22 protein-coding genes and 1 riboswitch are annotated in these 21,631 nt (G+C 73.9%); of the genes, 3 read left to right on the top strand and 19 right to left on the bottom strand.

All coding sequences use genetic code 11. The annotated features are described in order from the left end of the window. Position 1 precedes the first annotated feature (1 nt). Complete coding sequence (locus AB0C04_RS27645) at positions 2-745, top strand: amino acid ABC transporter ATP-binding protein (protein WP_357059949.1); 744 nt, start codon at positions 2-4, stop codon at positions 743-745. A gap of 24 nt (positions 746-769) precedes the next feature. Here the strand turns inward: AB0C04_RS27645 and ribH are convergent, their stop codons facing one another. The 7 genes from ribH to rpe form a co-directional block, all read right to left on the bottom strand. Further along, entirely contained in the window at positions 770-1,270 is a 501-nt protein-coding gene (gene ribH / locus AB0C04_RS27640; protein ID WP_357059946.1) for a 6,7-dimethyl-8-ribityllumazine synthase, read from the bottom strand. Continuing rightward, positions 1,270-2,538, bottom strand: a complete 1,269-nt coding sequence (locus tag AB0C04_RS27635; RefSeq protein WP_357059944.1) for a bifunctional 3,4-dihydroxy-2-butanone-4-phosphate synthase/GTP cyclohydrolase II — start codon at positions 2,536-2,538, stop codon at positions 1,270-1,272. The genes ribH and AB0C04_RS27635 overlap by 1 nt, the downstream gene beginning before the upstream one ends. A gap of 76 nt (positions 2,539-2,614) precedes the next feature. After that, complete coding sequence (gene pnuC, locus AB0C04_RS27630; RefSeq protein WP_357059942.1) at positions 2,615-3,313, bottom strand: nicotinamide riboside transporter PnuC; 699 nt, start codon at positions 3,311-3,313, stop codon at positions 2,615-2,617. After that, positions 3,313-4,005, bottom strand: coding sequence for a riboflavin synthase (locus AB0C04_RS27625; RefSeq protein WP_357059939.1), 693 nt, complete (start codon positions 4,003-4,005; stop codon positions 3,313-3,315). The genes pnuC and AB0C04_RS27625 overlap by 1 nt, the downstream gene beginning before the upstream one ends. A gap of 1 nt (position 4,006) precedes the next feature. Then, the gene (ribD, locus tag AB0C04_RS27620; protein WP_357059936.1) at positions 4,007-5,068 is read right to left on the bottom strand and encodes a bifunctional diaminohydroxyphosphoribosylaminopyrimidine deaminase/5-amino-6-(5-phosphoribosylamino)uracil reductase RibD; all 1,062 of its coding nucleotides are present in this window, start codon (positions 5,066-5,068) and stop codon (positions 4,007-4,009) included. 167 nt (positions 5,069-5,235) lie between these two features. Then, positions 5,236-5,406: riboswitch (FMN riboswitch) on the bottom strand. A gap of 80 nt (positions 5,407-5,486) precedes the next feature. Then, positions 5,487-6,443 (bottom strand): response regulator, encoded by a 957-nt coding sequence (locus AB0C04_RS27615; RefSeq protein WP_357059933.1) that lies wholly within the window; start codon positions 6,441-6,443, stop codon positions 5,487-5,489. A 1-nt stretch (position 6,444) separates the two neighbouring features. Next, positions 6,445-7,125: a ribulose-phosphate 3-epimerase gene (gene rpe / locus AB0C04_RS27610; protein WP_350870961.1), complete on the bottom strand. Its 681-nt coding sequence runs from the start codon at positions 7,123-7,125 to the stop codon at positions 6,445-6,447. A 254-nt stretch (positions 7,126-7,379) separates the two neighbouring features. Here rpe and AB0C04_RS27605 point away from each other — a divergent pair, with 254 nt between their 5' ends. Next, on the top strand, positions 7,380-8,264 hold the full coding sequence (locus AB0C04_RS27605; RefSeq protein WP_357059929.1) for a septum formation family protein: 885 nt from the start codon (positions 7,380-7,382) through the stop codon (positions 8,262-8,264). An 87-nt stretch (positions 8,265-8,351) separates the two neighbouring features. Beyond that, positions 8,352-9,239: a septum formation family protein gene (locus AB0C04_RS27600; protein ID WP_357059927.1), complete on the top strand. Its 888-nt coding sequence runs from the start codon at positions 8,352-8,354 to the stop codon at positions 9,237-9,239. A gap of 68 nt (positions 9,240-9,307) precedes the next feature. On the opposite strand, the gene AB0C04_RS27595 is transcribed toward AB0C04_RS27600, so the two are convergent. The 12 genes from AB0C04_RS27595 to pyrF form a co-directional block, all read right to left on the bottom strand. Further along, entirely contained in the window at positions 9,308-10,696 is a 1,389-nt protein-coding gene (locus tag AB0C04_RS27595; RefSeq protein ID WP_357060168.1) for a transcription antitermination factor NusB, read from the bottom strand. Positions 10,697-10,782: 86 nt separating this feature from the next. After that, entirely contained in the window at positions 10,783-11,709 is a 927-nt protein-coding gene (fmt, locus tag AB0C04_RS27590; protein ID WP_357060165.1) for a methionyl-tRNA formyltransferase, read from the bottom strand. An 8-nt stretch (positions 11,710-11,717) separates the two neighbouring features. Further along, entirely contained in the window at positions 11,718-12,278 is a 561-nt protein-coding gene (def, locus tag AB0C04_RS27585) for a peptide deformylase (protein ID WP_357059924.1), read from the bottom strand. Positions 12,279-12,322: 44 nt separating this feature from the next. Next, the gene (locus tag AB0C04_RS27580) at positions 12,323-13,591 is read right to left on the bottom strand and encodes a cytochrome P450 (protein WP_357059922.1); all 1,269 of its coding nucleotides are present in this window, start codon (positions 13,589-13,591) and stop codon (positions 12,323-12,325) included. 149 nt (positions 13,592-13,740) lie between these two features. Beyond that, positions 13,741-14,724 (bottom strand): AAA family ATPase, encoded by a 984-nt coding sequence (locus AB0C04_RS27575; RefSeq protein ID WP_357059919.1) that lies wholly within the window; start codon positions 14,722-14,724, stop codon positions 13,741-13,743. Between the two features lie 176 nt (positions 14,725-14,900). Then, positions 14,901-16,811: a primosomal protein N' gene (locus tag AB0C04_RS27570; RefSeq protein WP_357059917.1), complete on the bottom strand. Its 1,911-nt coding sequence runs from the start codon at positions 16,809-16,811 to the stop codon at positions 14,901-14,903. 59 nt (positions 16,812-16,870) lie between these two features. Then, positions 16,871-18,064, bottom strand: a complete 1,194-nt coding sequence (gene metK, locus AB0C04_RS27565) for a methionine adenosyltransferase (protein ID WP_357059915.1) — start codon at positions 18,062-18,064, stop codon at positions 16,871-16,873. Between the two features lie 86 nt (positions 18,065-18,150). Continuing rightward, a complete protein-coding gene (gene coaBC / locus AB0C04_RS27560) occupies positions 18,151-19,359 on the bottom strand; it encodes a bifunctional phosphopantothenoylcysteine decarboxylase/phosphopantothenate--cysteine ligase CoaBC (RefSeq protein ID WP_357059912.1) in 1,209 nt (402 codons plus the stop codon). Between the two features lie 14 nt (positions 19,360-19,373). Continuing rightward, positions 19,374-19,640 (bottom strand): DNA-directed RNA polymerase subunit omega, encoded by a 267-nt coding sequence (gene rpoZ, locus AB0C04_RS27555; protein ID WP_013285517.1) that lies wholly within the window; start codon positions 19,638-19,640, stop codon positions 19,374-19,376. Between the two features lie 51 nt (positions 19,641-19,691). Then, the gene (locus AB0C04_RS27550) at positions 19,692-20,225 is read right to left on the bottom strand and encodes a guanylate kinase (protein ID WP_357059909.1); all 534 of its coding nucleotides are present in this window, start codon (positions 20,223-20,225) and stop codon (positions 19,692-19,694) included. A gap of 25 nt (positions 20,226-20,250) precedes the next feature. Then, on the bottom strand, positions 20,251-20,568 hold the full coding sequence (gene mihF / locus AB0C04_RS27545) for an integration host factor, actinobacterial type (RefSeq protein ID WP_007458370.1): 318 nt from the start codon (positions 20,566-20,568) through the stop codon (positions 20,251-20,253). A 178-nt stretch (positions 20,569-20,746) separates the two neighbouring features. Then, a complete protein-coding gene (gene pyrF, locus AB0C04_RS27540; protein WP_357059907.1) occupies positions 20,747-21,583 on the bottom strand; it encodes an orotidine-5'-phosphate decarboxylase in 837 nt (278 codons plus the stop codon). Positions 21,584-21,631 lie beyond the last annotated feature (48 nt).

The raw sequence follows: 21,631 nt of genomic DNA, 5'->3' as shown, positions 1-21,631 counted from the left end.
CATGGCCCTGCTCACCTGCCGGGGACTGCGCAAGGAGTTCGGCGACCACGTGGTCCTCGACGACCTCGACCTGACCGTCGACGAGCACCAGGTGGTGGCCCTGATCGGCGCGTCCGGGTCGGGAAAGTCGACCCTGCTGCGCTGCGTCAACCTGCTGGAGGAGCTGGACGACGGAGTGATCGAGCTGGACGGGGAGGAGATCTCCGATCCCCGGGTGGACCCGGACCGGGTACGCCGGCGGATCGGGATGGTCTTCCAGTCCTACAACCTCTTCCCGCACCTGTCGGTGTTGCAGAACATCACGCTCGCCCCGACCCGGGTGCACCGGCGGGCCCGGGCCGAGGCCGAGGCGCAGGCCCGGGAGCTGCTCGACCGGGTGGGGCTCGGCGCGAAGGCGGACGCCTACCCGGATCGGCTCTCCGGCGGCCAGCAGCAGCGGGTGGCCATCGCCCGCGCTCTGGCGAACTCGCCCCGGTTGATGCTGCTGGACGAGGTGACCTCCGCCCTCGACCCGGAGCTGGTCGGCGAGGTGCTCACCATGATCCGCGATCTGAAGGCGGACGGCATGACGATGGTGCTGGCCACCCACGAGATGGGGTTCGCCCGGGAGGTGGCCGACCAGGTCTGCTTCCTCGACGGCGGCCGGGTGGTGGAGGCCGGGCCGCCCGCCCAGGTGCTGGGCGACCCGACGCAGCCACGGACCCGGCAGTTCCTCAAGCGGATCATCGAAGCCGGCCGGCTCTGACCGTACGAGCCGGCCGGCGGGCGGTCAGCCGCCGAAGCCGACCCGCTGGCCGTTGCTCGACGCCACATTCCGGATCGCCAGGGCGGCGTCCAGCGCGGCGACGGTGGCCGCCCAGCCCTTGTCCTCCGCCGAGTCCGGCAGCCCGGCCCGGTCCCGGGCCTGCTCGATGGTGTCCACGGTGAGCACCCCGTGCGCCACCGGCTTCCCCTCGTCCAGCGCGATCCGGGTCAGCCCGTCGGTCACCGACCGGCAGACGTAGTCGAAGTGCGCCGTGGAGCCACGGACCACCACGCCGAGCGCGACCACCACGTCGCAGCGGCGGGCCAGGGCCTGGGCCACCACCGGCAGCTCCACCGAGCCGGCCACCCGCGCCACCACTGCCCGGGCCCCGCACGCCTGCGCCGCGGCGAGCGCCCGGTCGAGCATGTGATCGGTCAGCTCGCCGTGCCACCGGGCGGCGACCACGCCGACGGTCAACCCGGCCGCATCTACCGGGGCCGTCGCCGGTTCACCAAATCCCGCCATCACTTCGCTCCTATCTCGTCACCGGCGGCCAGCCGGGCGGCCGGCGCCTCGGCGACCTCGTCCAGTTCGTCCAGCAGATGCCCCATCCGGTCCCGCTTGGTGCGCAGGTAGCGGACGTTCTCCGGGTGCGGGCGGATCGGCAGCCCCTCCCGACCGGAGATGGTCAGGCCGTACCCCTCCAGGCCGGCCCGCTTCGCCGGGTTGTTGGTGAGCAGCCGCATCGACCGCACCCCGAGGTCGTAGAGGATCTGCGCGCCGGTGCCGTAGTCCCGGGCGTCGGCCGGCAGGCCGAGGTCCAGGTTGGCGTCCACGGTGTCCCGGCCCCGGTCCTGCAACTGGTACGCCTGGAGCTTGTGCAGCAGCCCGATTCCCCGTCCCTCGTGCCCGCGCATGTAGAGCACCACGCCGCGCCCCTCGCGGGCCACCCGGGCCAGGGCGGCGTCGAGCTGGGGGCCGCAGTCGCAGCGCAGCGAGCCGAAGACGTCGCCGGTCAGGCACTCGGAGTGCACCCGCACCAGCACGTCCTGCCCGTCGCCGATGTCACCGAAGACCATCGCGACGTGCTCGGCCGGGTCGTGCGCGCTGCGGTAGCCCAGCGCCCGGAACACCCCGTGCTCGGTCGGCATCCGCGCGTCGGCGACCTGCTCGACCTGCTTCTCGGTCCGCCGCCGGTAGGCGATGAGGTCGGCGATGGTGATCAGCGTCAGCGAGTGCTCGGCGGAGAACTTCTCCAGGTCCGGCAGGCGCATCATGGTGCCGTCGTCGTTGACCAGCTCGCAGAGCACGCCGGCCGGCTGCAGGCCGGCCAGCCGGGTGAGGTCGATGGCGGCCTCGGTGTGCCCGGCGCGGCGCAGCACCCCGCCCTCGCGGGCGCGCAGCGGCACCACGTGGCCCGGACGGGCCAGGTCGGTCGGCCCGGTGGCCGGGTCGGCGAGCAGCCGGATGGTGTGCGCCCGGTCGGCCGCCGAGATGCCGGTGCTGACCCCCTCCCGGGCGTCGACGGTCACCGTGTACGCGGTGCCGCGCCGGTCCTGGTTGGTGTGGTGCATCGGCGGCAGGTCGAGCCGGTCGGCCTCGCTCTCGGTCAGCGGCACGCAGACGTAGCCCGAGGTGTAGCGGACCATGAACGCGAGCAGCTCCGGCGTCGCCAGCTCGGCGGCGAAGATCAGGTCGCCCTCGTTCTCCCGGTCCGCGTCGTCGACCACGACGACCGGCCGGCCGGCGGCGATCTCCGCCAACGCCTCCTCGATGGTCCCGAAACTGCTCATGCCAGCACTCCGCTTCGCTCCGTGCCGTCATGAGGCACCAAGGGACTGGACCTGATGATTCGCTCGCTACGCTCGCTCATGCCACAGCCTCCGTGTAGGTGGGCGGGATCGGGGCGCGGGCCGGTCGCAGCACCCGCGAGGTGCGCCACCAGCTGACGAAGCCCCAGACGCAGAAGGCGCCGTAGACGAGGTACATAGCGGCCGACGGATAGAACCCGCCGCGCAGCAGCAGCGGCACGCCCACCGCGTCCACCGCGATCCAGACCAGCCAGAACTCCACCCAGCCCCGGGCCATGCCGTAGGTGGCGAGCAGGCTGCCGACGAGGATCCAGGCGTCCGGCAGCGGCCCCCACGAGCCGAGCGCGGCGAGCAGCGGGTACGCGGCGGCGGTGCCCAGCGCGGCGGCGGCCAGCAGGACCAGCCGCTCCCGGCCGGTGGCCCAGCGCGGCGCCACCGCGCCCCGGTCCGGCACCACGCCCAGCCGCCGGGTACGCGACCAGCGCCACCAGCCGTAGACGCTGACGGCGAAGAAGAACACCTGCCGGCCGGCCTGCCCGTACAGGTCGTGCGCCTGCGGGGTGGCGAACACCCCGCCGAGGAAGACGGTGAACAGCAGCGCGTTGCCGACCATTCCGACCGGCCACGCCCAGACCATCCGGCGCAGGCCGAGCACCGCCGAGACCAGCCCGAAGACGTTGCCGACGATCTCCCGGACCAGCACCGGCGACCCGGCGACGCTCACCTGCGCGTCGAGCAGCCAGTGCATCGGGCCCATCAGGCCACCCCGCCCATCGGCGCGGCGCCGTCCACCCCGCCGGCCTGCGCCGGAGCCGCGTCCGCCGCCGCGACACCGGGCCCGCTCGGCGCGCCGACGGCCCGGTCGCCGAGCAGCCGCTCGACGTACTTGGCCAGCACGTCCACCTCGAGGTTGACCGGGTCACCGACGCCCCGGGCGCCCAGCGTGGTCAGCTTCAGCGTGGTCGGGATCAGGCCGACCGAGAACCAGTCCGGCCCGACGCCGGCGACGGTCAGCGACACGCCGTCGACGGTGATCGAGCCCTTCTCCACCACGTACCGGGCGAGCGCGGCGGGCAGCCGGAACCGGAGCGTCTCCCACTGCTCGGCGGGCTCCCGGGAGAGCACCTCGCCGACGCCGTCCACGTGGCCCTGCACCAGGTGCCCCCCGAGCCGGCTGCCCAGCGTGGCGGCCCGCTCCAGGTTGACCGGGTCACCCGCGCGCAACGCGCCCAGCGCGGAGCGGCGCAGCGTCTCGCCCATCACGTCGGCGGTGAAGATGCCGCCGTCGACGTCCACCACCGTCAGGCAGACGCCGTTGACCGCGATGGAGTCGCCGTGCCGGGCGTCGGCGGTGACCAGCGGGCCGCGGACGGCGACCAGCGCGGAGTCGCCCGCGGTGGCCGTCACCTGGACGACCTCGCCCAACTCCTCGACGATGCCGGTGAACATGTCAGCCCTCCCTCTTTCGGGGCAGCGCGGTGATCCGTAGATCCGGACCGATCTGCGTAACGTCGATGAACTCCAGATCGATGGCCTCGGCGATGGTGCTCACACCGGCGTCGACCAACGCGGCCGGTCCGGCGCCGAGCAGCCGCGGCGCGACGTAGCCGACGATCTTGTCGATCAGCCCGGCGGCGAGGAACGCGCCGGCCAGCCGGGGCCCGCCCTCCAGCAGCACCGCGCGGATCCCGCGCTGGTGCAGCGCCGCGAGCAACGCCGGCAGGTCCACCCCGCCGTCCGGGCCGGCGCCGACCTCCTCGGCGGTGGCGATCCAGGTGCGGGCGGCGCCGTCGCGGACCCGGGCGTCGTCGGGCGTACGCCCGGCGCTGTCCACCACCACCCGCAGCGGCTGCCGGATGGCCAGACTGCCGTCGCGCAGGTTGCGGGCGGTCAACCGAGGGTCGTCGGCGAGCACGGTGCCCACCCCGACGACCACCGCGTCCACGGTGCCGCGCAGCGCGTGCACGTCGATCCGGGCCGCCTCCGAGGTGATCCACATGCTGGTCCCGTCGGCCGCCGCCGACCGGCCGTCCAGCGTCGCCGCGTACTTCCAGATCACGTACGGCCAGCCCCGGCGCATCGAGGTCAGCCAGGCGACGTTCCCGGCCTCGGCCTCGTCGAGCCGCACGCCGGTATCGACCCGGACCCCGGCGGAGCGCAGCGTGGCCGCGCCGCCCGAGGCGACCGGGTTCGGGTCCGGTACGGCGATGACCACCCGGGCCACCCCGGCCTGGATGAGGGCGAGGCTGCAGGGACCGGTGCGACCGGTGTGGTCGCAGGGTTCCAGGGTGACCACCGCGGTGCCGCCCCGGGCCCGCTCACCGGCCTGGGCGAGCGCGACGATCTCGGCGTGCGGCCCGCCGGCGTACGCGTGGAAGCCCTCGCCGACGACCTCGCCGCCGGCGTCGAGCAGCACGCAGCCGACCACGGGATTGGGGCTGGTGGTGCCGAGCCCGCGCGCCGCAAGCTCGATCGCACGACGCATCGCCTCGTCGACGGAGACGCTCGTCATCGCCGGTGACCCTGCCCTCTCACTCGCCGTTGCACGCGCGGGCGGTCAGGGAGGCGGCGGCCAAGGGGCCGCGGACGTGCGGCGGCGGATTCCGGGAACGGCACAGCCGCCCCGGGGGGTCGGCACGGCACGCTGAAGCCAGCGGCCGGCTCGGACCCGTCCGTCCCGCGCGCTGTCTCCCATCCGGACTTTCTGGGCGCGGACGAACCGCCCCCAACCGTCGGCCCTGGGTTCTCACCAGGTCCACCGGGCGGCAGAGCCGTCCGGGTCGCGGGCTGACCACAGCCAGGCTGTGGATCACCGCCGGTTCGGAATTACACCGAGTCCCGCCAGCGCGTGGTGGGTACACCGGAAGTCTTACACGCCGAGCGGGGGGTGGTGCCACCGAGGCGAGCTACTTCACAGCAGAGCGCCACGATCATGTGACGCCGCGGCGCCGGTCCACGGCGACGTACGACCCGGGTTGGCTCTTGGCCACCGTCTTCATCTCGCTGGCGACCGCGATCGCCTCGAGCGGGTCGGTGAAGCGCTTGTCGGCGGCGGAGAGGGAGACCCCGATCGAGAGGGTGACCAGCGCGGCCCGGCGGATGTTCCCGCGCCGGTCCTTGAGCTCGACGAAGCCGCGCTCCCGGTCGTTGGGGTCGTAGAGCGTGTCGGCGGCCTTCTCGAAGTCGACCACCGCCCGGGAGGTCAACTGCCGGACCTGGTCCGGGGAGCAGACGATCACGAAGTCGTCGCCGCCGACGTGCCCCAGGAAGGCCGGTGGCAGCCCCACCGAGACCACCGCCCGGTGCAGGCTGCGGGCCAACGCCGAGATGAAGTCGTCGCCGCGGACGAAGCCGTACCGGTCGTTGACGCTCTTGAACCGGTCGATGTCGATGTAGCCGACCGCGTAGTCCGACCCGCTGCGCACCCGGTCGGCGATCTCCCGCCGGATCCGGCTGTTGCCGGGCAGCCCGGTCAGCGGGGAGACCTCCCGGAACTCCTTGTTACGCCGCAGCGTGGAGCTGACCCGGGCGACCAACTCGGCGGTGTCGAAGGGCTTGACCAGGTAGTCGTCGGCGCCGGCGCTGAGCCCGTGCACCTTGTCCACGGTCATCCCTTTGGCGGTCAACATGATCACCGGCAGGGCGGAGGTCATCGGGTCGGCGCGTAGCCGCCGGGTCAGCTCCAGACCGTCGATCCGGGGCATCATCAGGTCGACCACGGCGAGGTCGGGCCGCTGCCGCTCGATCACCTCCAGCGCCTCCTGGCCGTCGCTGGCGTGGATCACCTCGAAGCCGTGCAGCCGCAGGTTGAACTCGACGAAGCGCGCGATGTCCGCGTCGTCGTCGACGACCAGGATGACGTCCGGGCGCTCCTGCGCGGGGTCCACCTCAGGCCCCGGCGATCGCGCGTTCCGCGAGAGCCCGCAGCCGGCGTACCGCCTCGGCCGGATCGTCGGCGCCGTAGACCGCGGTGCCGGCCACGAAGGCGTCGGCACCGGCCGCGGCGGCCTGCTCGATGGTGTCGGCGGCGATCCCGCCGTCGACCTCGATGCGCAGCTCGAGGTGGCCCGCGGCCACGTGCCGGCGGGCGGCGCTGACCTTCTCTAGCAGCTGCGGCAGGAAGCGCTGCCCGCCGAAGCCGGCCTTGATCGTCATGATCAGCAACGTGTCGAAGCTCGGCAGCAGGTCGAGGTACGGCTCGATCGGGGTGTCCCGGTCGATCGCCAGCCCCGCCTTCGCCCCGGCCGAGCGGAGGTCCTTGGCCAGCGCCACCGGGTCGTCGCACGCCTCCGCGTGGAACGTGACGTTGTACGCCCCGGCGTCGGCGTAGCCGGGGGCCCAGCGCCGCGGATCCTCGATCATCAGGTGCACGTCGAACGGGATCTGGGTCACCGCCCGCAGGCTCTGCACGACCGGCAGCCCGATGGTCAGGTTCGGTACGAAGTGGTTGTCCATCACGTCGACGTGTAACCAGTCCGCGGCGTTCTCGACGGCACGGACCTCATCGGCGAGGTGGGCGAAATCGGCGGCCAGGATGCTCGGCGCGACGATCGGCGGCGGTACGGTCACGGGGCCAGTGTACGAACGTGGCGACCCGCCGCCGGCACCACCGCACCACCGGAGACGCGCTGTGACCCAGCAGTGACCAGTGGTGCAGAATTGGCCGGTCCGGACCGACGATTCCGGACGAAGAGACATCCGCGGCTGGCCGAACGACGGGAACCCGACGAGACTCCAACAGGGACGGTGACGGGCGTGCTCCACCGCCGGCGGGGTGCGACCGGCCGGGCGGGGAGGTCACCGGCTTCCGGGAAGGGCGGACGATGCGACGGTGGCTAGGGGCGCTGGCGCTTGCCGGCGCGGTGACGGTCCTGCTGGCCGGCTGCCTGCAACCACACGGCGCCGACGGTGACCTCGTGGACGACTGGCCGGCGATGCGCCCCCCGGCGCTCTTCGTCCCGGCCACCGACACCTGCCTGCCCCGGATCACCCCGGTCGTGCAGGCGAGCACGTACGAGACGGTGGCCTGCGCCCGCAACCACCTGGCGGAAGCCATCCACGTCGGCACAATCGGCGGACTGCCCGCCGGTCCCCGGCCGGAGCCCGGCTCGCCGGCGCTGCGCACCGCACGGGCCGAGTGCGACCAGCGGGCCCGCGAGGTGCTCGGCGGCGACTGGCACTCCGCCCGGCTCACCCTGAACATCGCGCTCCCCTCCGCCACGGCGTGGGACGCCGGGGCCCGGTGGTTCCGCTGCGACCTGAGCGAGACCGACAGCATCGACAACACCCGCCCGGTCAACCGCACCGGCAGCCTGCGCGGGGCGATGATCGGCGACTCGCCGCTGATCCACCGCTGCTTCGACCCGAAGCTGATCGGGGAGAACCTGAACTACATGGCACCGGTGCTCTGCACCGAACCGCACCGGGCCGAGTTCGTCGGCGTCTACGTCGAGCGGGACATGAGCTGGGCGCAGTTCACCGCCGCGCCCGATCAGGCGCACCGGCGCTGCATGGCGTTGATCGCCGCGTTCGCCGCGGTGCCCAACAACAGCGACCTGCCCTACCGGGCGGGATCCATCTACTACCCACCGTCGAAGCGGGAGTGGGAGGAGGGCGACCGGGGGGTGCGCTGTTTCCTGTGGAGCGACGACCGGAAGCTGACCCGGTCGATGCGCGGAGTGGGCCCGCAGGGACTGCCCGCGATCTGAGCGCCGGTGCCGTATGCTGCTGCGCCGTGGCGCAACCGGTCGACGATCGCCGGTGGACGTGACCACGGTCGGCGGGGAGGTCGGCGGATGCGACGGTGGTGGGCGGCGGTCGCCGTGGCCGCGGCGGCGGTGCTGGGGGTCGCCGGGTGCGCCCCGGCCGGCCTGGACGCGAACCTCACCGACGACTGGCCGGCGCTCGCCGCGGCCGAGACGTTCGTTCCGGACCCGGGGGTGTGCCACGTCGGCCTGCAGGACGTCGGTTACCTGACCGCGTACAACCCGGTGGACTGCGCCCAGCCGCACCGCGCCGAGACCGTGCACGTCGGGACGCTGACGGGGGCGAACGCCGAGCGGTCCACTCCCCCGCCGGCCGGCTCGGCGGCGCTGCGCGCCGCCCGTGCCGAGTGCGACAAGGCGGCCAACGAGCTGCTCGGCGCCGACTGGCGCTCCGGTCGGCTGGGGCTGGGCGTGGTGCTGCCCTCCAGCGCCGCCTGGACCGGCGGCGCCCGCTGGTTCCGCTGCGAGCTGACCGAGTACGAGAGCATCGACGAGAGCGGCGCGGTCTCGCGCACCGGCGGCCTGAAGGGCGCACTGACCGGCGCGGCCCCGCTGGCCCACCACTGCTTCAACCCGAAGATCAGCGGCGACGACATCCGGGAGATGATCGCGGTCTCCTGCACGGCGAAGCACCACGCCGAGTTCGTCGGGATCTACCAGGCGCCCGACATCAGCTACGCCGAGTTCACCCGGACCACCCTGCGCACCCACAAGGCGTGCCGCAAGGTGCTCGCCGGGTACGCCAAGGTGCCGGACAACAGCGACCTGCAGTACCGGGCCGGCACGATCTTCTACCACCCGTACGAGCAGGAGTGGCGCAACGGCAACCGCGGGGTGCAGTGCTTCCTGTGGGTCAGCGACCGCAACCTCACCCGCTCGATGAAGGGCGCCGGCAGCAAGGGCCTCCCGGTCACCTGACGCCCCCGGCACGAGTAGAGGGTGGCAGCCCCGCGTGGGGCCGCACCCTCTACTCGTGCCGGCAGCGGTCAGCCGCGGCGCAGCATCGCGAGGAACATCGCGTCGGTGCCGTGCCGGTGCGGCCACAGCTGAGTGGTCGGCCCGTCGCCCAGGCCCGGCATGCCGGCCGGCAGCAGCGGCCGGGCGTCGACGAAGTCCACCGGCACCCCGGAGCGGCGCGCCGCCTCGGTCACCGTCACGTGGGTCTCGACCGTGTGCGGCGAGCAGGTGACGTAGGCGACCAGGCCGCCGGGACGCACCGCGCGCAGCGCCGCGCCGAGCAGCTCGCGCTGCAACCGGGTCAGCGGCGGCAGGTCGGACGGCTGCCGACGCCACCGCGACTCGGGCCGGCGGCGCAGCGAACCCAGGCCGGTGCAGGGCGCGTCGACCAGCACCCGGTCGAAGTGGTCCTCCGGCAGCTTCGGATCCTGCCCGACGGTGCGACCGTCGGTGTGCAGCACGGTCACCGGCAGCCCCCGGGTGGCCTGGGTGACCAGCCGGGCCCGGTGCTCGGCGACCTCGACGGCGGTCACCCGGGCGCCGCGCTGGGCGGCGAGGGCGCCGAGCAGCCCGGCCTTGCCACCGGGGCCGGCGCAGAGGTCCAGCCAGCGCCCGTCCGGGCCGTCGAGCGGCGCCACCGCCAGCGCGTTCGCCACCAGCTGCGAGCCCTCGTCCTGGACGTGGGCACGGCCCTCGACGACCGCCGCGAGGTCGCCCGGCGCGCCGCCGGGCAGGTAGACGGCGTACGGCGAGAAGGCGCCCGGGGCACCGCCGACCTCGTCGGCCAGTTCGACCGGGTCGATCAGGCCCGGCCGGGCGCAGAGGTGCACCGGTGGGCGCTCGTTGTCCTCGATCAGCAGCCGGGTGGTCTCGCCGAGGTCACCGCCGAGCGCCTCGGAGAACGCCCGCACCACCCACTGCGGGTGGCTGTAGGCCAATGCGAGGTGCCCGACCGGGTCGGTCTCCATGCTCGGCGCGAGCCGCTGCACCCAGGCGTCGGCGTCGCGGCTGGAGACCTCCCGCAGCACCGCGTTGGCGAAGCCGGTGGCGCCGGGGCCGACCGAACGGACCAGGTCGACCGTCGAGGAGACGGCCGCGTGTGCGGGAACCCGGGTGTGCAGCAGCTGGTACGCCCCGAGCCGCAGCGCGTCGCGGACCGGCGGGTCGATGCGCTGCACGTCGCGCTCGGCGGCGGCGGTGAGGATCGCGTCCAGCGTGCCGAGGTGGCGCAGGGTGCCGTAGGTCAGTTCGGTGGCGAACGCCGCGTCCCGACCGAACAGCCCCTCCTCGCGCAGGATGGCCGGCAGCACCAGGTTGGCGAACGCGTCGTCCCGGTGCACCGCGGCGATCGCCTGGTATGCCGCCTGCCGGGGCAGGTCCACCGTCGGCCGGCCGCCCCGGCCGACACGTCGGTCCACGCCGGTGCGGGCGCCCCACCGGGCTCCGCCGGCCGACCGGTCGCCGCCGCTGGGCCGGTCACCGCGGTCCGGTCGCGCCGGGCCGGTCACGCGAACACCTCGCCGGTCGCGACCCGGACGCCACGCGCCCAGTCGGTGGCCGGCATCGCCCGCTTGCCCGCCGCCCGGACCTCGCCCAGCCGCACCGGCACGGTGCCGGTGCCGGCCAGCACCTCGGACTTCTCCACCCGCAGCTCGCCCGGCTTGAGATCCGGTCCGTTCGCGACGGGGGTGACCGGGCCGAGCTTGACCCGCTCGTCCCGGAAGGTCGTCCACGGGCCGGGCGCCGGTGTGCACGCGCGGATCCGCCGATCCACCGCGAAGGCCGGGTCGGCCCAGCGCACCCGGGCGTCCTCCACGGTCAGCTTCGGTGCCAGCGACACCCCGTCGGCCGGCTGCGGCTCGGCCCGGGCGGTGCCGTCGGCGATCGCGTCGAGGACCGCCACCAGCAGGCCGGCGCCGGCCTGGGCCAGCCGCTCCAGCAGATCACCGGAGGTGTCGGCCGGGCGGATCTCGTCGGTCAGGGTGCCGTAGACGGGGCCGGTGTCCAGCCCCTCCTCCAACTGGAAGACGCTGGCCCCGGTCAGCTCGTCGCCGTGCAGCACCGCGTGCTGCACGGGTGCCGCACCGCGCCAGGCCGGCAGCAGCGAGAAGTGCAGGTTGACCCAGCCGTGCCGGGGGATCTCCAGGGCCGCCGGCGGCACCAACGCCCCGTAGGCGACCACCGGCACGCAGTCCGGGGCCAGCTCGCGCAGCCGGGCCAGGAACTCCGGCTCGCGCGGGCGGGCCGGGGTGAGCACCTCGATGCCGTGCTCGTCGGCCCACTCGCCGACCGGGGAGCGGGAGAGGCCGCGGCCACGCCCGGCGGGCGCGTCGGGCCGGGTGAGGACGGCGACCAGTTCGTGGCGGGAGGCGGCGACGGCGGCCAGCGCCGGAACGGCGACGGCGGGCGTACCGGCGAAGATCACGCGCATCGGGCCGGTCACCGACCCAGACCGAAGGGGCTGTCCGCAGTGTGCGGGTTGAGCTTGACCACCGGCGGGGCGCCCGCGTCGTACCACTCGGCCTGACGGATCGCCTTCATCGCTTCCTTCCGGCCGGCCGGGTCGAGCCGGTCGACGAAGAGCACCCCGTCGAGGTGGTCGGTCTCGTGCTGCACGCAGCGGGCCATCAGCCCGGTGCCGACGATCTGCAGCGGGTCGCCGTAGCCGTTGAAGCCCTTGGCGATGACGTTCTGCCGGCGCTTGGTGTCGAAGTAGAGCCCGGGAATGGAGAGGCAGCCCTCCGGGCCGTCCTGCTCCTCGACGTCGGGGAACTCCAGCACCGGGTTGACCAGGTGACCGAGGACGTCGTCGACGTCGAAGGTGAAGACCCGAAGGCCCACCCCGAGCTGCGGTGCGGCCAGGCCGGCGCCGTTCTGCTCACGCATGGTGTCGGTCAGGTCGGCGACGAGCCGGCGCAGCTCGGCGTCGAAGTCGACCACCGGATCGGCCGGCGTGCGCAGCACCGGATCCCCAAACAGACGGATGGGCTGGACGGTCACGCGGGACGGCTCCTTCAGGGGTGGGACAACCGGGCCGTACCAGTCTACGGAGTGCCGGGAGGGGCTCCGGCCGGCGCACCGCGATCGGCCACCGCCGGTGTGCCGAGCGTCACCGGCAGGGCTTCGTAGCCCCGCAGGGTCAGCCGGGTGCGCCGCCGGGGCGGGCCGGCCAGGGCCAGCCCGGGCAGCCGACGCAGCAGCAGCGGGAACGCCACCTGCGCCTCCAGCCGGGCCAGCCCGGCGCCGAGGCAGTAGTGCGGGCCGGCCCCGAAGGAGAGCGGGTGCGCCTGCGCCCGCCCCGGGTCGAACCGGTCCGGCTGCGGGTAACGCCGCGGATCGCGGTTGGCGGCGCCGAGCAGCAGCAGCGTCCAGGCGCCGGGCGGCAGGTCGATCCCGCCGGCACGTACCCGGTCGGTGCTCAACCGCGTGGTCAGCTGCACCGGCGAGTCGTAGCGGAGCAGCTCCTCGACGTACGCCGGCGCGAGGTCGGGGTGCTCGCGCAGCGCGTCCGCCGCCCGCGGGTGCGCCAGCAGCACGACCAGGCCGTTGCCGAGCAGGTTGGTGGTGGTCTCGAAGCCGGCGACCAGCAGCACCACCAGGTTGGCCAGCAGTTCGTCGCCGGAGAGCCGCTCGCCGTCGGCGTCGTGCACCCGCACCAGCGCGGTGGTCAGGTCGTCGGCCGGGGCCCGCCGGCGGGACTCGACCAGCTCGGTGAAGTAGCCGCGCAGTTCGGCCGCGCCCCGGTCGGCCACGGCCAGCTCGGCAGGGGTGATCTCCGGCTCCAGGATGCCGGTCAGGTCGGCCGCCCAGCGCCGGAAGAGCGGCCGGTCGGCGGCCGGCACGCCGAGCAGGGCGCAGATCACCCCGACCGGCAGCGGATAGGCGAAGTCGGCCAGGACGTCGACCTCGTCGCCCCGCCGGGCGCGATCGAGCATCGTGTCGACCAGCTCGTCGGCCTGGGCGGTCACCACGTCACGCATGCCGGCGATCCGGCGCGGGCTGAACGCGCCGGCGGCGAGCCGGCGCATCCGGCTGTGGTCGGGCGGATTGGTGCGCAGCATCGACCGGGAGATCGACGTCACCGCCGGACTCTCCCGCCAGCCCGGCCAGACGCTGTCCCGGGCCGCGTCGTCCATCACCCCGAGGCGGGGGTCGCGCAGCAGCTCGTCGGCCTCGGCGTAGCCGGTGACCACGTAGAACCCCGGCCCGGCCTCGACCACCGGCCCGTGCGCGCGCAGCCGCTCGTAGGTCGGGTAGGGGTTCACCCGCCCCGCTGGCGACATGAGCAGGGTGAGCGCCTCGGCAGCCTCCATGACCGGCCTCCCCGTCGACGGGTACGAGGCTCCATCATGCCGAGCCGGCCGCCCGCCGGCATCCCCGTCGACGTCCGGGCCGGCCGGCCCGCCGCTTCGGCGGGCGACGGCTGCCCAGGCGTACGGCGGCAGCGGTCAGGCAGCGGGCGTCAGGCGCTGTGGCCCGGCTCCCCGGCCAGCACCGCGTCGCCGGCGAGCAGGGCGTGCTCGGGCAGCGGCAGCTGGATGCCGTGCGCGGCCTCCCAGTCGTAGACCGTGCCGGGGCGGACCTGGGCGACGAAGTACTCCACCGCGCTCATCCCGCCGACCACCGGCTCGTCGACCTCGGCGACCAGCTGGGCCGGCACCAGGCGGAAGCCGTTCTGCAGGGCGGCGCTGAGCCGGCGGTGGCCGTCGACCACGAAGAAGTGCTCGCCGGTGAAGCCGATCTTCAAGGGCTCCAGCGCCTCGTCGCCGGCACCGGCCAGCTCGCCGACGAACTCGGAGTCCCACAGCCCGCGCAGGGTGGTGATGTCCTCGGTCGGGTAGACCCGGGCCGGGTCGAGCAGCAGCAGCGGCGGGCCGCCGCGCAGCACGTCGGCGCCGAGCTTGCCCTCGTACGCCGCGACGATGTGCTCGATGACCTCCTCGGCGGTGGCCCGGGTGGTGTCGCAGATCAGGTCGTAGTTGCGCAGCTTGGCCTTGTCCACCCCGTAGCGGACCAGGAACCGGCTCCGCTCGCTCTCGCTGCGCTCGCGCAGCTTGGCCTTGGCCTCGTCCAGCGAGGTGTAGCTCTCCGCCGGCCCGGACGGGCGGGCCAGCACCCGGCGGGCCGCCTCGCCCGGCTCGGTGATCATGTGCACCTTGAGCGCGTCGGTGAAGAAGTGCCAGGCCAGCCGGGAGTCCATGACCAGGCTCTCGCCGGACGCGGCGATGTTGCGCTGAAGCTGGTCGACGTAGCCGTCGACGGCCTGGTCGAGCTCGGCGTGCAGGTTCAGCTGGAGCGCGGTCATCTGCCGCTCCTGCGCCATCTGCCGGTAGAGGTCACCGACGCTCACCCGGCGCAGCCCCAGCCGCTTGGCGATCTCCACCGACACCGTGCTCTTGCCGCTGCCGAGATCACCGTTGAAGACGATGGATTGACGAAAGGTCACGACTGGTCCACCCCTGATCACCGGCTGATTGACATCGTCGAACTGGCGTCGGTCCGACGCGCTCCCGCCATCGTCGCGCCGTCCGTGCGCCCGGGCATGACGGGCGATGCTACCACCCGTTCGCCAGCCTCCCACCGCACGCGGCGTGCGACGCAGCGCAGCTCACCCGGCCGAGGTCAGAAGAGGCTGAGCGGGTCGACCTGCAGCCGGACCGGGTCCGCGGCCTTGCGGGCGCTGCGCGCGCCGGCCGCCGTGTGCAGCGCGTCGGCCAGCGCCCCGGCCCGGGCGCGGGGCACCCGGACCAGCATCCGCTCCCGCTCGCCGTCGGCCGGGACCGGCCCGAGCACCTCGGCCTCCGCCGGCAGCCGGGCCTCGGCGAGCAGGTCCGCCACCGCGGCCGGCAACCCGGTCACGCTGGCCATCCGGACCGCCGGCGGGAAGCCCAGCTCACGTCGCTCGGCCAGTTCCCGGGCGGCGAACCAGCCGGCGTCCCAGCGCAGCAACGCCTGCACCGGGGCGAGCGCGCCGTCGGCGACCACCACGACCCGGCCGCCGGCCCCGGCCGGTCGGGCCAGCGCCGCCGCGGCCAGCCACCGGCGCAGCGCCTCCTCCCCGGCGCGCAGGTCGGCCCGGGTGAGCAGGGCCCACGAGTCGAGCAGCAGCACCGCGCCGTAGCCCCCCTCGGCGACCGGCTCGGCCCCCGGGGTGGCGATCACCAGCCCGGCGCCGCCGGACACGGCGGTGAGCACCTCCTCCCGCCCCGAGGTGCGCACCGGCACGCCGGGGAAGGCCCGCCCGAGTTCCTCGGCGGTGCGGCGCGCGCCGGTGACCGCGGCCCGCAACCGCCGTCCGCCGCACTCGGGGCAGGCGTAGGCGGCGGCGACCCGGCCGCACCAGCGGCAGGCGGGGGTGCCGGTCGCCGACGGCAGGGCGAGCGGGCCGGCGCAGTGCGGGCAGCGGGCCGGGGTGCGGCAGTCGGCGCAGGAGACCGACGGCAGGTAGCCACGGCGGGGCACCTGGACCAGCACCGGCAGATCCGCCCGGAGCGCGTCGCGGGCCGCGGTCCAGGCCAGGCTGGGCAGCCGGGCAGTCGCCGCACCCGGGTCCCGGGCCAGTTGCGGGTCGTCGCCGGCCGGCGCGATGGCCGGCGTACGCGACCGCACGGTGCCCCGGTCGGCCACCACCTCCCGGGCCCAGCCGGTCTCGAGCAGCAGTTGCGCCTCGGCGGTGCGGGCGTACCCGCCGACCAGTGCGCCGGCCTCGGCGAGCTGGGCCCGGGTGAGCAGCACCTCCCGGGCGTGCGGGTACGGCGCCCGAGGCTCGGCGTGCAGGTCGTCGCCGTCGTCCCAGACCGCCACCAGACCCAGCCGGGCGACCGGGGCGAACATGGCGGCCCGGGTGCCGATCACCACCGGCACGTCGCCACGGCGGGCGGCCAGGAAGGCCCGGTAGCGCCGGGCCGGGCCGAGCGCGGCGGAGAGGCTGACGTGCCGCCCCGGGCCGAGGGCGGCGCCGACGGCGGCGTCCAGCCGGTCCAGGTCCCGGTTGTCGGCGACCACCACCACCGCGCCCCGGCCGCCGGCCACGGTCGCGGCCACCGCGTCGGCGTAGCGGACCGCCCAGTCCTCCCCCGGCAGCGCCGACCAGACCGCGCGGGGCGCCCGCCCGTCGGTGAGCGCGCGCAGGTAGGCCGGCCCCGCCGGGTAGTCGCGCCAGCCGGCCGGCTCGGGCGCCGGCAGGGGGTCGACCAGCGGGGGCGGCTCGTGCGGCTCCTTCTCCACCCGGGCGTGCCGTGGCGGCACCGCGAGCCGGAGCACGTCGGCGAGGCTGCCCGCGTACCGGTCGGCGACCGCCCGGGCCAACCCGGCCACCTCGGACGAGAGCACCGGCTCCGGGGAGACGACCTTCTCCAGGTACGCCAACCGGCCGGTGTGCCCGGAGCCGTCGGTGCGCTCCAGCAGCCAACCGTCGACCAACTGGCCGGCGAAGCGGACCTTCACCCGGGTGCCCGGCGCCGCCAGCTCGTCCAGCTCTGCCGGGACCAGGTAGTCGAAGGGCCGGTCCAGGTGGGCCAGCGGGACGTCCACGCAGACACGAGCGACCGGCGACCCGTCCGCGGGTCGCCGGTCGCTGCGCGTGGTGCCGGTCAGGCTCCCGCAGCCGACTTGAGGTCGGCGGCCCGGTCGGTGCTCTCCCAGGTCAGGTCGGGCAGTTCCCGGCCGAAGTGGCCGTACGCCGCGGTCTGCCGGTAGATCGGGCGGAGCAGGTTGAGGTCCCGGATGATGGCGGCCGGCCGCAGGTCGAAGACCTCGCCGACAGCCTTCTCGATCGAGGCGACCGGCACGGTCTCGGTGCCGAAGGTCTCGATGAAGAGGCTGACCGGGTGCGCCTTGCCGATCGCGTAGGCGACCTGCGCCTCGCAGCGCTCGGCCAGGCCGGCGGCGACCACGTTCTTGGCCACCCAGCGCATCGCGTACGCGGCCGAGCGGTCCACCTTCGACGGGTCCTTGCCGGAGAAGGCGCCACCACCGTGTCGGGCGTAGCCGCCGTAGGTGTCGACGATGATCTTGCGACCGGTCAGCCCGGCGTCGCCCATCGGCCCGCCGATCTCGAACCGGCCGGTCGGGTTGACCAGCAGCCGGTAGCCCTCGGTGTCCAGGCCGAGGCTCTCCAGCTCGGGGGCGATGACGTGCTCCCGGACGTCCGGGGTGAGCAGCGACTCCAGCGAGATGTCGGCCGCGTGCTGGCTGGAGACCACCACGGTGTTCAGCCGGACCGGGCGCAGGCCCTCGTACTCGATGGTGACCTGGGTCTTGCCGTCCGGGCGCAGGTACGGGACGGTGCCGTCCTTGCGGACCGTGGCGAGGCGGCGGGCCAGCCGGTGCGCGAGCGCGATCGGCAGCGGCATCAGCTCGGGCGTCTCCGAGCAGGCGAAGCCGAACATCATGCCCTGGTCGCCGGCGCCCTGCGCGTCCAGCGCGCTCTCCGACGACCCGGTACGCAGCTCGAAGGCGTTGTCGACGCCCTGTGCGATGTCCTCCGACTGGGCGCCGATCGAGACGCTGACCCCGCAGGAGGCGCCGTCGAAGCCCTTCTTCGACGAGTCGTAGCCGATGTCGAGGATGGTCCGGCGGACGATCGTCGGGATGTCGGCGTACGCCTTGGTGGTCACCTCACCCGCGATGTGCACCTGCCCGGTGGTGATCATGGTTTCCACCGCGACCCGGCTACGGGGGTCCTCGGCGAGCAGCGCGTCGAGGATTCCGTCACTGATCTGATCGGCGATCTTGTCCGGGTGGCCTTCCGTGACCGATTCGGACGTGAAGAGGCGGCGTGTCACGGCACTCCTAAGCGTATGAAGGTCGTTCGCGGCAGTGTAGTCACCACCGGCGGGTGCGGCAGAGTTGGTCAGGTGCGTTCCAACCCTCAGGAGTGACCGGCCAGTCGCGTCACGACGAGATCCCAGACGCCGTCGGCGAGGTCTTCCTTGGACTGCTCGGGCATCCGGCTGACCGAACCATCCACACCGATGACGGTCGCCGCGTTCGTGTCGGCGCCGAAGACCTTGTCCGTCCCCACCTCGTTGATGACGATGAGGTCGGCTCGCTTGCGGGCCAGCTTGGCCCGACCGTTGGCCTCGGCGTCGCCGGTCTCCGCGGCGAACACCACCAGCACCTGCTCAGGTCGACGGCGTTGGCCCAGCTCGGCGGCGATGTCCGGGTTGGTGACGAGCTCGATGGTGGGCGCACTGCCGTCGTCCGCCTTCTTGATTTTGCCAGGCGCGTAGACGGCGGGGCGGAAATCGGCCGGAGCCGCAGCCATCACCACGGCGTCGGCTTCGACGGCCGCCTTGAGGGTCACCTCCCGCAGCTCCGCGGTGGTGCCCACCCGGATCAGGTCGACCCCGGCCGGGTCGGTGAGCGCGACGTTGGCCGCGATCAGGGTGACCCGGGCGCCCCGGGCGACCGCGGCGCGGGCGAAGGCGTAGCCCTGCTTGCCGGACGACCGGTTGCCGAGGAACCGCACCGGGTCCAGCGGCTCGCGGGTGCCGCCGGCGGTCACCACCACCCGGCGGCCGGCGAGGTCGGCGGGGGCGTCGACGCCACGGGTGAGCACCCGCCGCGCCACCGCGAAGATCTCCGCCGGATCGGGCAGCCGACCCTTGCCGGTGTCGACGCCGGTCAGCCGGCCGACGGCGGGCTCGATCACCCGGACGCCACGGGCGCGCAGCGTGGCGACGTTGGCCACGGTGGCGGGGTGCTCCCACATCTCGGTGTGCATGGCCGGGGCCAGCACCACCGGGCAGCGGGCGGTGAGCAGGGTGTTGGTGAGCAGGTCGTCGGCGAGGCCGTGCGCCGCCCGGGCCAGCAGGTCGGCGGTCGCCGGCGCGACGACCACCAGGTCGGCCTGCTGGCCGAGCCGCACGTGCGGCACCTCCTGCACCTCGGACCAGACGTCGTCGGCGACCGGCTGACCGGAGAGCGCCGCCCAGGTCGGCGCTCCGACGAAACGGAGCGCCGACGCGGTCGGCACGACCCGGACCCGGTGACCTGACTCGGTGAAGAGCCGCAGCAGCTCACACGCCTTGTAGGCGGCGATGCCGCCACCGACTCCGAGGACGATCCCGGCCGACATCGCGGTGCGGCGGGTTACGGCTGGTCGGTCGGCTCGGCGGTGAGCAGGCCGGCGTTGATCTCACGCATGGCGATGGAGAGCGGCTTCTCCTGGGGCGTGGTCTCGACCAGCGGGCCCACGTACTCCAGCAGGCCCTCACCGAGCTGGCTGTAGTAGGCGTTGACCTGGCGGGCACGCTTGGCGGCGAAGATGACCAACGCGTACTTCGACGTCGTCTTCTCGAGGAGCTCGTCGATCGGCGGGTTGGTGATGCCCTCGGGGTTGGTGGCGATGGATCCCACGAAATAACCTCTGCGTCTTTAGTACCGCGCGGACGCGGTGCTGACCCGCTCCTAACCGAGCACGCCCGGTCGGGCCGGAGTCGGATAAGAAGAACCGAGCAAGCCTACCAGCTCATCAGCGACGCGATCGGTCAGGTCGTGCGTGAGGGCGAGTTCGAAGGACGCGGCGACGGCCGGCTCGGGGCGGTGCCCCGGCGGGCAGAGCAGCACCAGCCGGACGGCGGAGAGGCGCTCCCGGACGGCCAGCGCGCCCGGGACGTCGAGCGGCAGCAGTATCGGCTGCCCGGCGGCGAGCCGGGAGCGCAGTGGTTCGTAGGGGGTTCCGCGCCGGTGCGGCCCGGTGCGGGACCACTCCAGCAGCGCACCGGACTCGATCATGCGGTCGAACTCGGCCGGGGTGTGGAAGATCCGCTCGAGCCCCTCGACCTCGCCGGCGCGGCGGGGCCGGGTGGTCACCGGCACCGGCCGCCACACGGACGGAGAACGCGCCCGGACCAGCTCGACGACACTCTCCCGGCCGGCACCCGAGGGGCCGGCCAGGACAGTGAGCCGAGCCACCGGGCGCGCCTCGCCATCCGTGCTCACTGCTTGTTTCTACACGCTGCCATTGTTAGTTGGCGGCGAACTCTCCAAGCAGCGCCTTGCGCTGCTGCTCGCCGAGGCCACGCAGGCGACGGCTGTCAGCGATCTTGAGCTTCTCCATGATCTGGGTGGCCCGGATCTTGCCGATGCCCGGCATCGCCTGCAGGACGGCCGACACCTTGAGCTTGCCCACGACGTCGTCGGACTCGGCCCGCTCGAGGACGGCTCCGAGGGTGGTCTTGCCCTGCTTGAGCTGCTCCTTCAGCTCAGCACGGGCCTTGCGGATCTCCGCGGCCTTCTCCAGCGCGGCAGCGCGCTGTTCGGGGGTCAGTGACGGGAGCGGCACCGGTTCTCCTCAGGTCCCTATCGCGACGGGCGGGGCGCACCGCCGCATCTGTGAAACGTGGTGTCGCTGTGAACCAAGGGGTCCGTGGTTCCCAGCGCGGGGAAAACTAGCGGTCAACGGAGCTTTCGGCAACGTGGGCGCGCCATGATCATCGCAAAGTGACCGAGCCGTCAGTCAGTCAGCGGGCCGGCAGAACCGCCCGGCAGTCGGCCAGCACCCGCTCCGCGGCGGCCCGCAGCGCGACCGGGTCGGGGCCCGCGCCGAGCACCTCACGGGAGTACGAGGGAAGCACCGCGGGCAGGCTGGCACCGAAGACGGTACGCAGATCGGCGGCCGTCGCGCCCTGCGCGCCGAGCCCCGGCGCGAGCAGCGGACCCCCCACCTGGGACAAATCGTGACCGGTGTCGCCGATGGTCGCCCCGACCACCAATCCGAAGCTGCCGAGCGGGTCCGCACCCGCGTTGAGCTGGGAAATCTCGTCGATCACGGTCTGCGCGACGGTCCGCCCGTCGGGGGTGCGGGCGTGCTGCACGGCGGCTCCCTCGGGGTTCGAGGTCAACGCCAGCACGAAGACGCCGCCGCCGTGGTCGGCGGCCAGCTCGAACATCGGGGCGAGCGAACCTACTCCCAGGTAGGGACTGGCGGTGACCGCGTCGACATACAACGGGCTGGATGGATCAAGGTACGCCGAGGCGTAGGCACGGACCGTCGAGCCGATGTCGCCACGCTTCGCGTCAAGCAGAACGAGCGAGCCGCGATCCCGTAACTGTCGGATAGTTGACTCAAGAATCCCGACGCCCCGGGCCCCGAATCGCTCGAAGAAGGCCGACTGGGGCTTGACCACCGCAACCCGGTCACCGAGGGCGTCCACGACGGTCCGGGCGAACCGGTCGAGCCCGTCGACGTCGTCGGGCAGTCCCCAGCGGGCCAGCAGACCCGGATGCGGGTCGATGCCGACACAGAGCGGTCCCCGCTCGGTCACGGCCCGGTGCAGCCGGGTGCCGAAGCTCTCCATCCGTCTCTCCCTCTCCTCGCTCTCCTCACACGGACGACCGGTGCCGTC

Source organism: Micromonospora sp. NPDC048909, from assembly GCF_040649635.1.
GTDB lineage: Bacteria > Actinomycetota > Actinomycetes > Mycobacteriales > Micromonosporaceae > Micromonospora.
Note: the sequence above shows the minus strand (reverse complement) of the source record. Positions and strands in the feature narration are given on the sequence as shown.

Excerpts from the sequence above, each read along its gene's own strand:
- AB0C04_RS27645 (WP_357059949.1), top strand. The coding sequence starts at position 2 with ATGGCCCTGCTCACCTGCCGGGGACTGCGCAAGGAGTTCGGCGACCAC.
- ribH (WP_357059946.1), bottom strand. The coding sequence starts at position 1,270 with ATGGCGGGATTTGGTGAACCGGCGACGGCCCCGGTAGATGCGGCCGGG.
- AB0C04_RS27635 (WP_357059944.1), bottom strand. The coding sequence starts at position 2,538 with ATGAGCAGTTTCGGGACCATCGAGGAGGCGTTGGCGGAGATCGCCGCC.
- pnuC (WP_357059942.1), bottom strand. The coding sequence starts at position 3,313 with ATGGGCCCGATGCACTGGCTGCTCGACGCGCAGGTGAGCGTCGCCGGG.
- AB0C04_RS27625 (WP_357059939.1), bottom strand. The coding sequence starts at position 4,005 with ATGTTCACCGGCATCGTCGAGGAGTTGGGCGAGGTCGTCCAGGTGACG.
- ribD (WP_357059936.1), bottom strand. The coding sequence starts at position 5,068 with ATGACGAGCGTCTCCGTCGACGAGGCGATGCGTCGTGCGATCGAGCTT.
- AB0C04_RS27605 (WP_357059929.1), top strand. The coding sequence starts at position 7,380 with ATGCGACGGTGGCTAGGGGCGCTGGCGCTTGCCGGCGCGGTGACGGTC.
- AB0C04_RS27600 (WP_357059927.1), top strand. The coding sequence starts at position 8,352 with ATGCGACGGTGGTGGGCGGCGGTCGCCGTGGCCGCGGCGGCGGTGCTG.
- fmt (WP_357060165.1), bottom strand. The coding sequence starts at position 11,709 with ATGCGCGTGATCTTCGCCGGTACGCCCGCCGTCGCCGTTCCGGCGCTG.
- AB0C04_RS27580 (WP_357059922.1), bottom strand. The coding sequence starts at position 13,591 with ATGGAGGCTGCCGAGGCGCTCACCCTGCTCATGTCGCCAGCGGGGCGG.
- coaBC (WP_357059912.1), bottom strand. The coding sequence starts at position 19,359 with ATGTCGGCCGGGATCGTCCTCGGAGTCGGTGGCGGCATCGCCGCCTAC.
- pyrF (WP_357059907.1), bottom strand. The coding sequence starts at position 21,583 with ATGGAGAGCTTCGGCACCCGGCTGCACCGGGCCGTGACCGAGCGGGGA.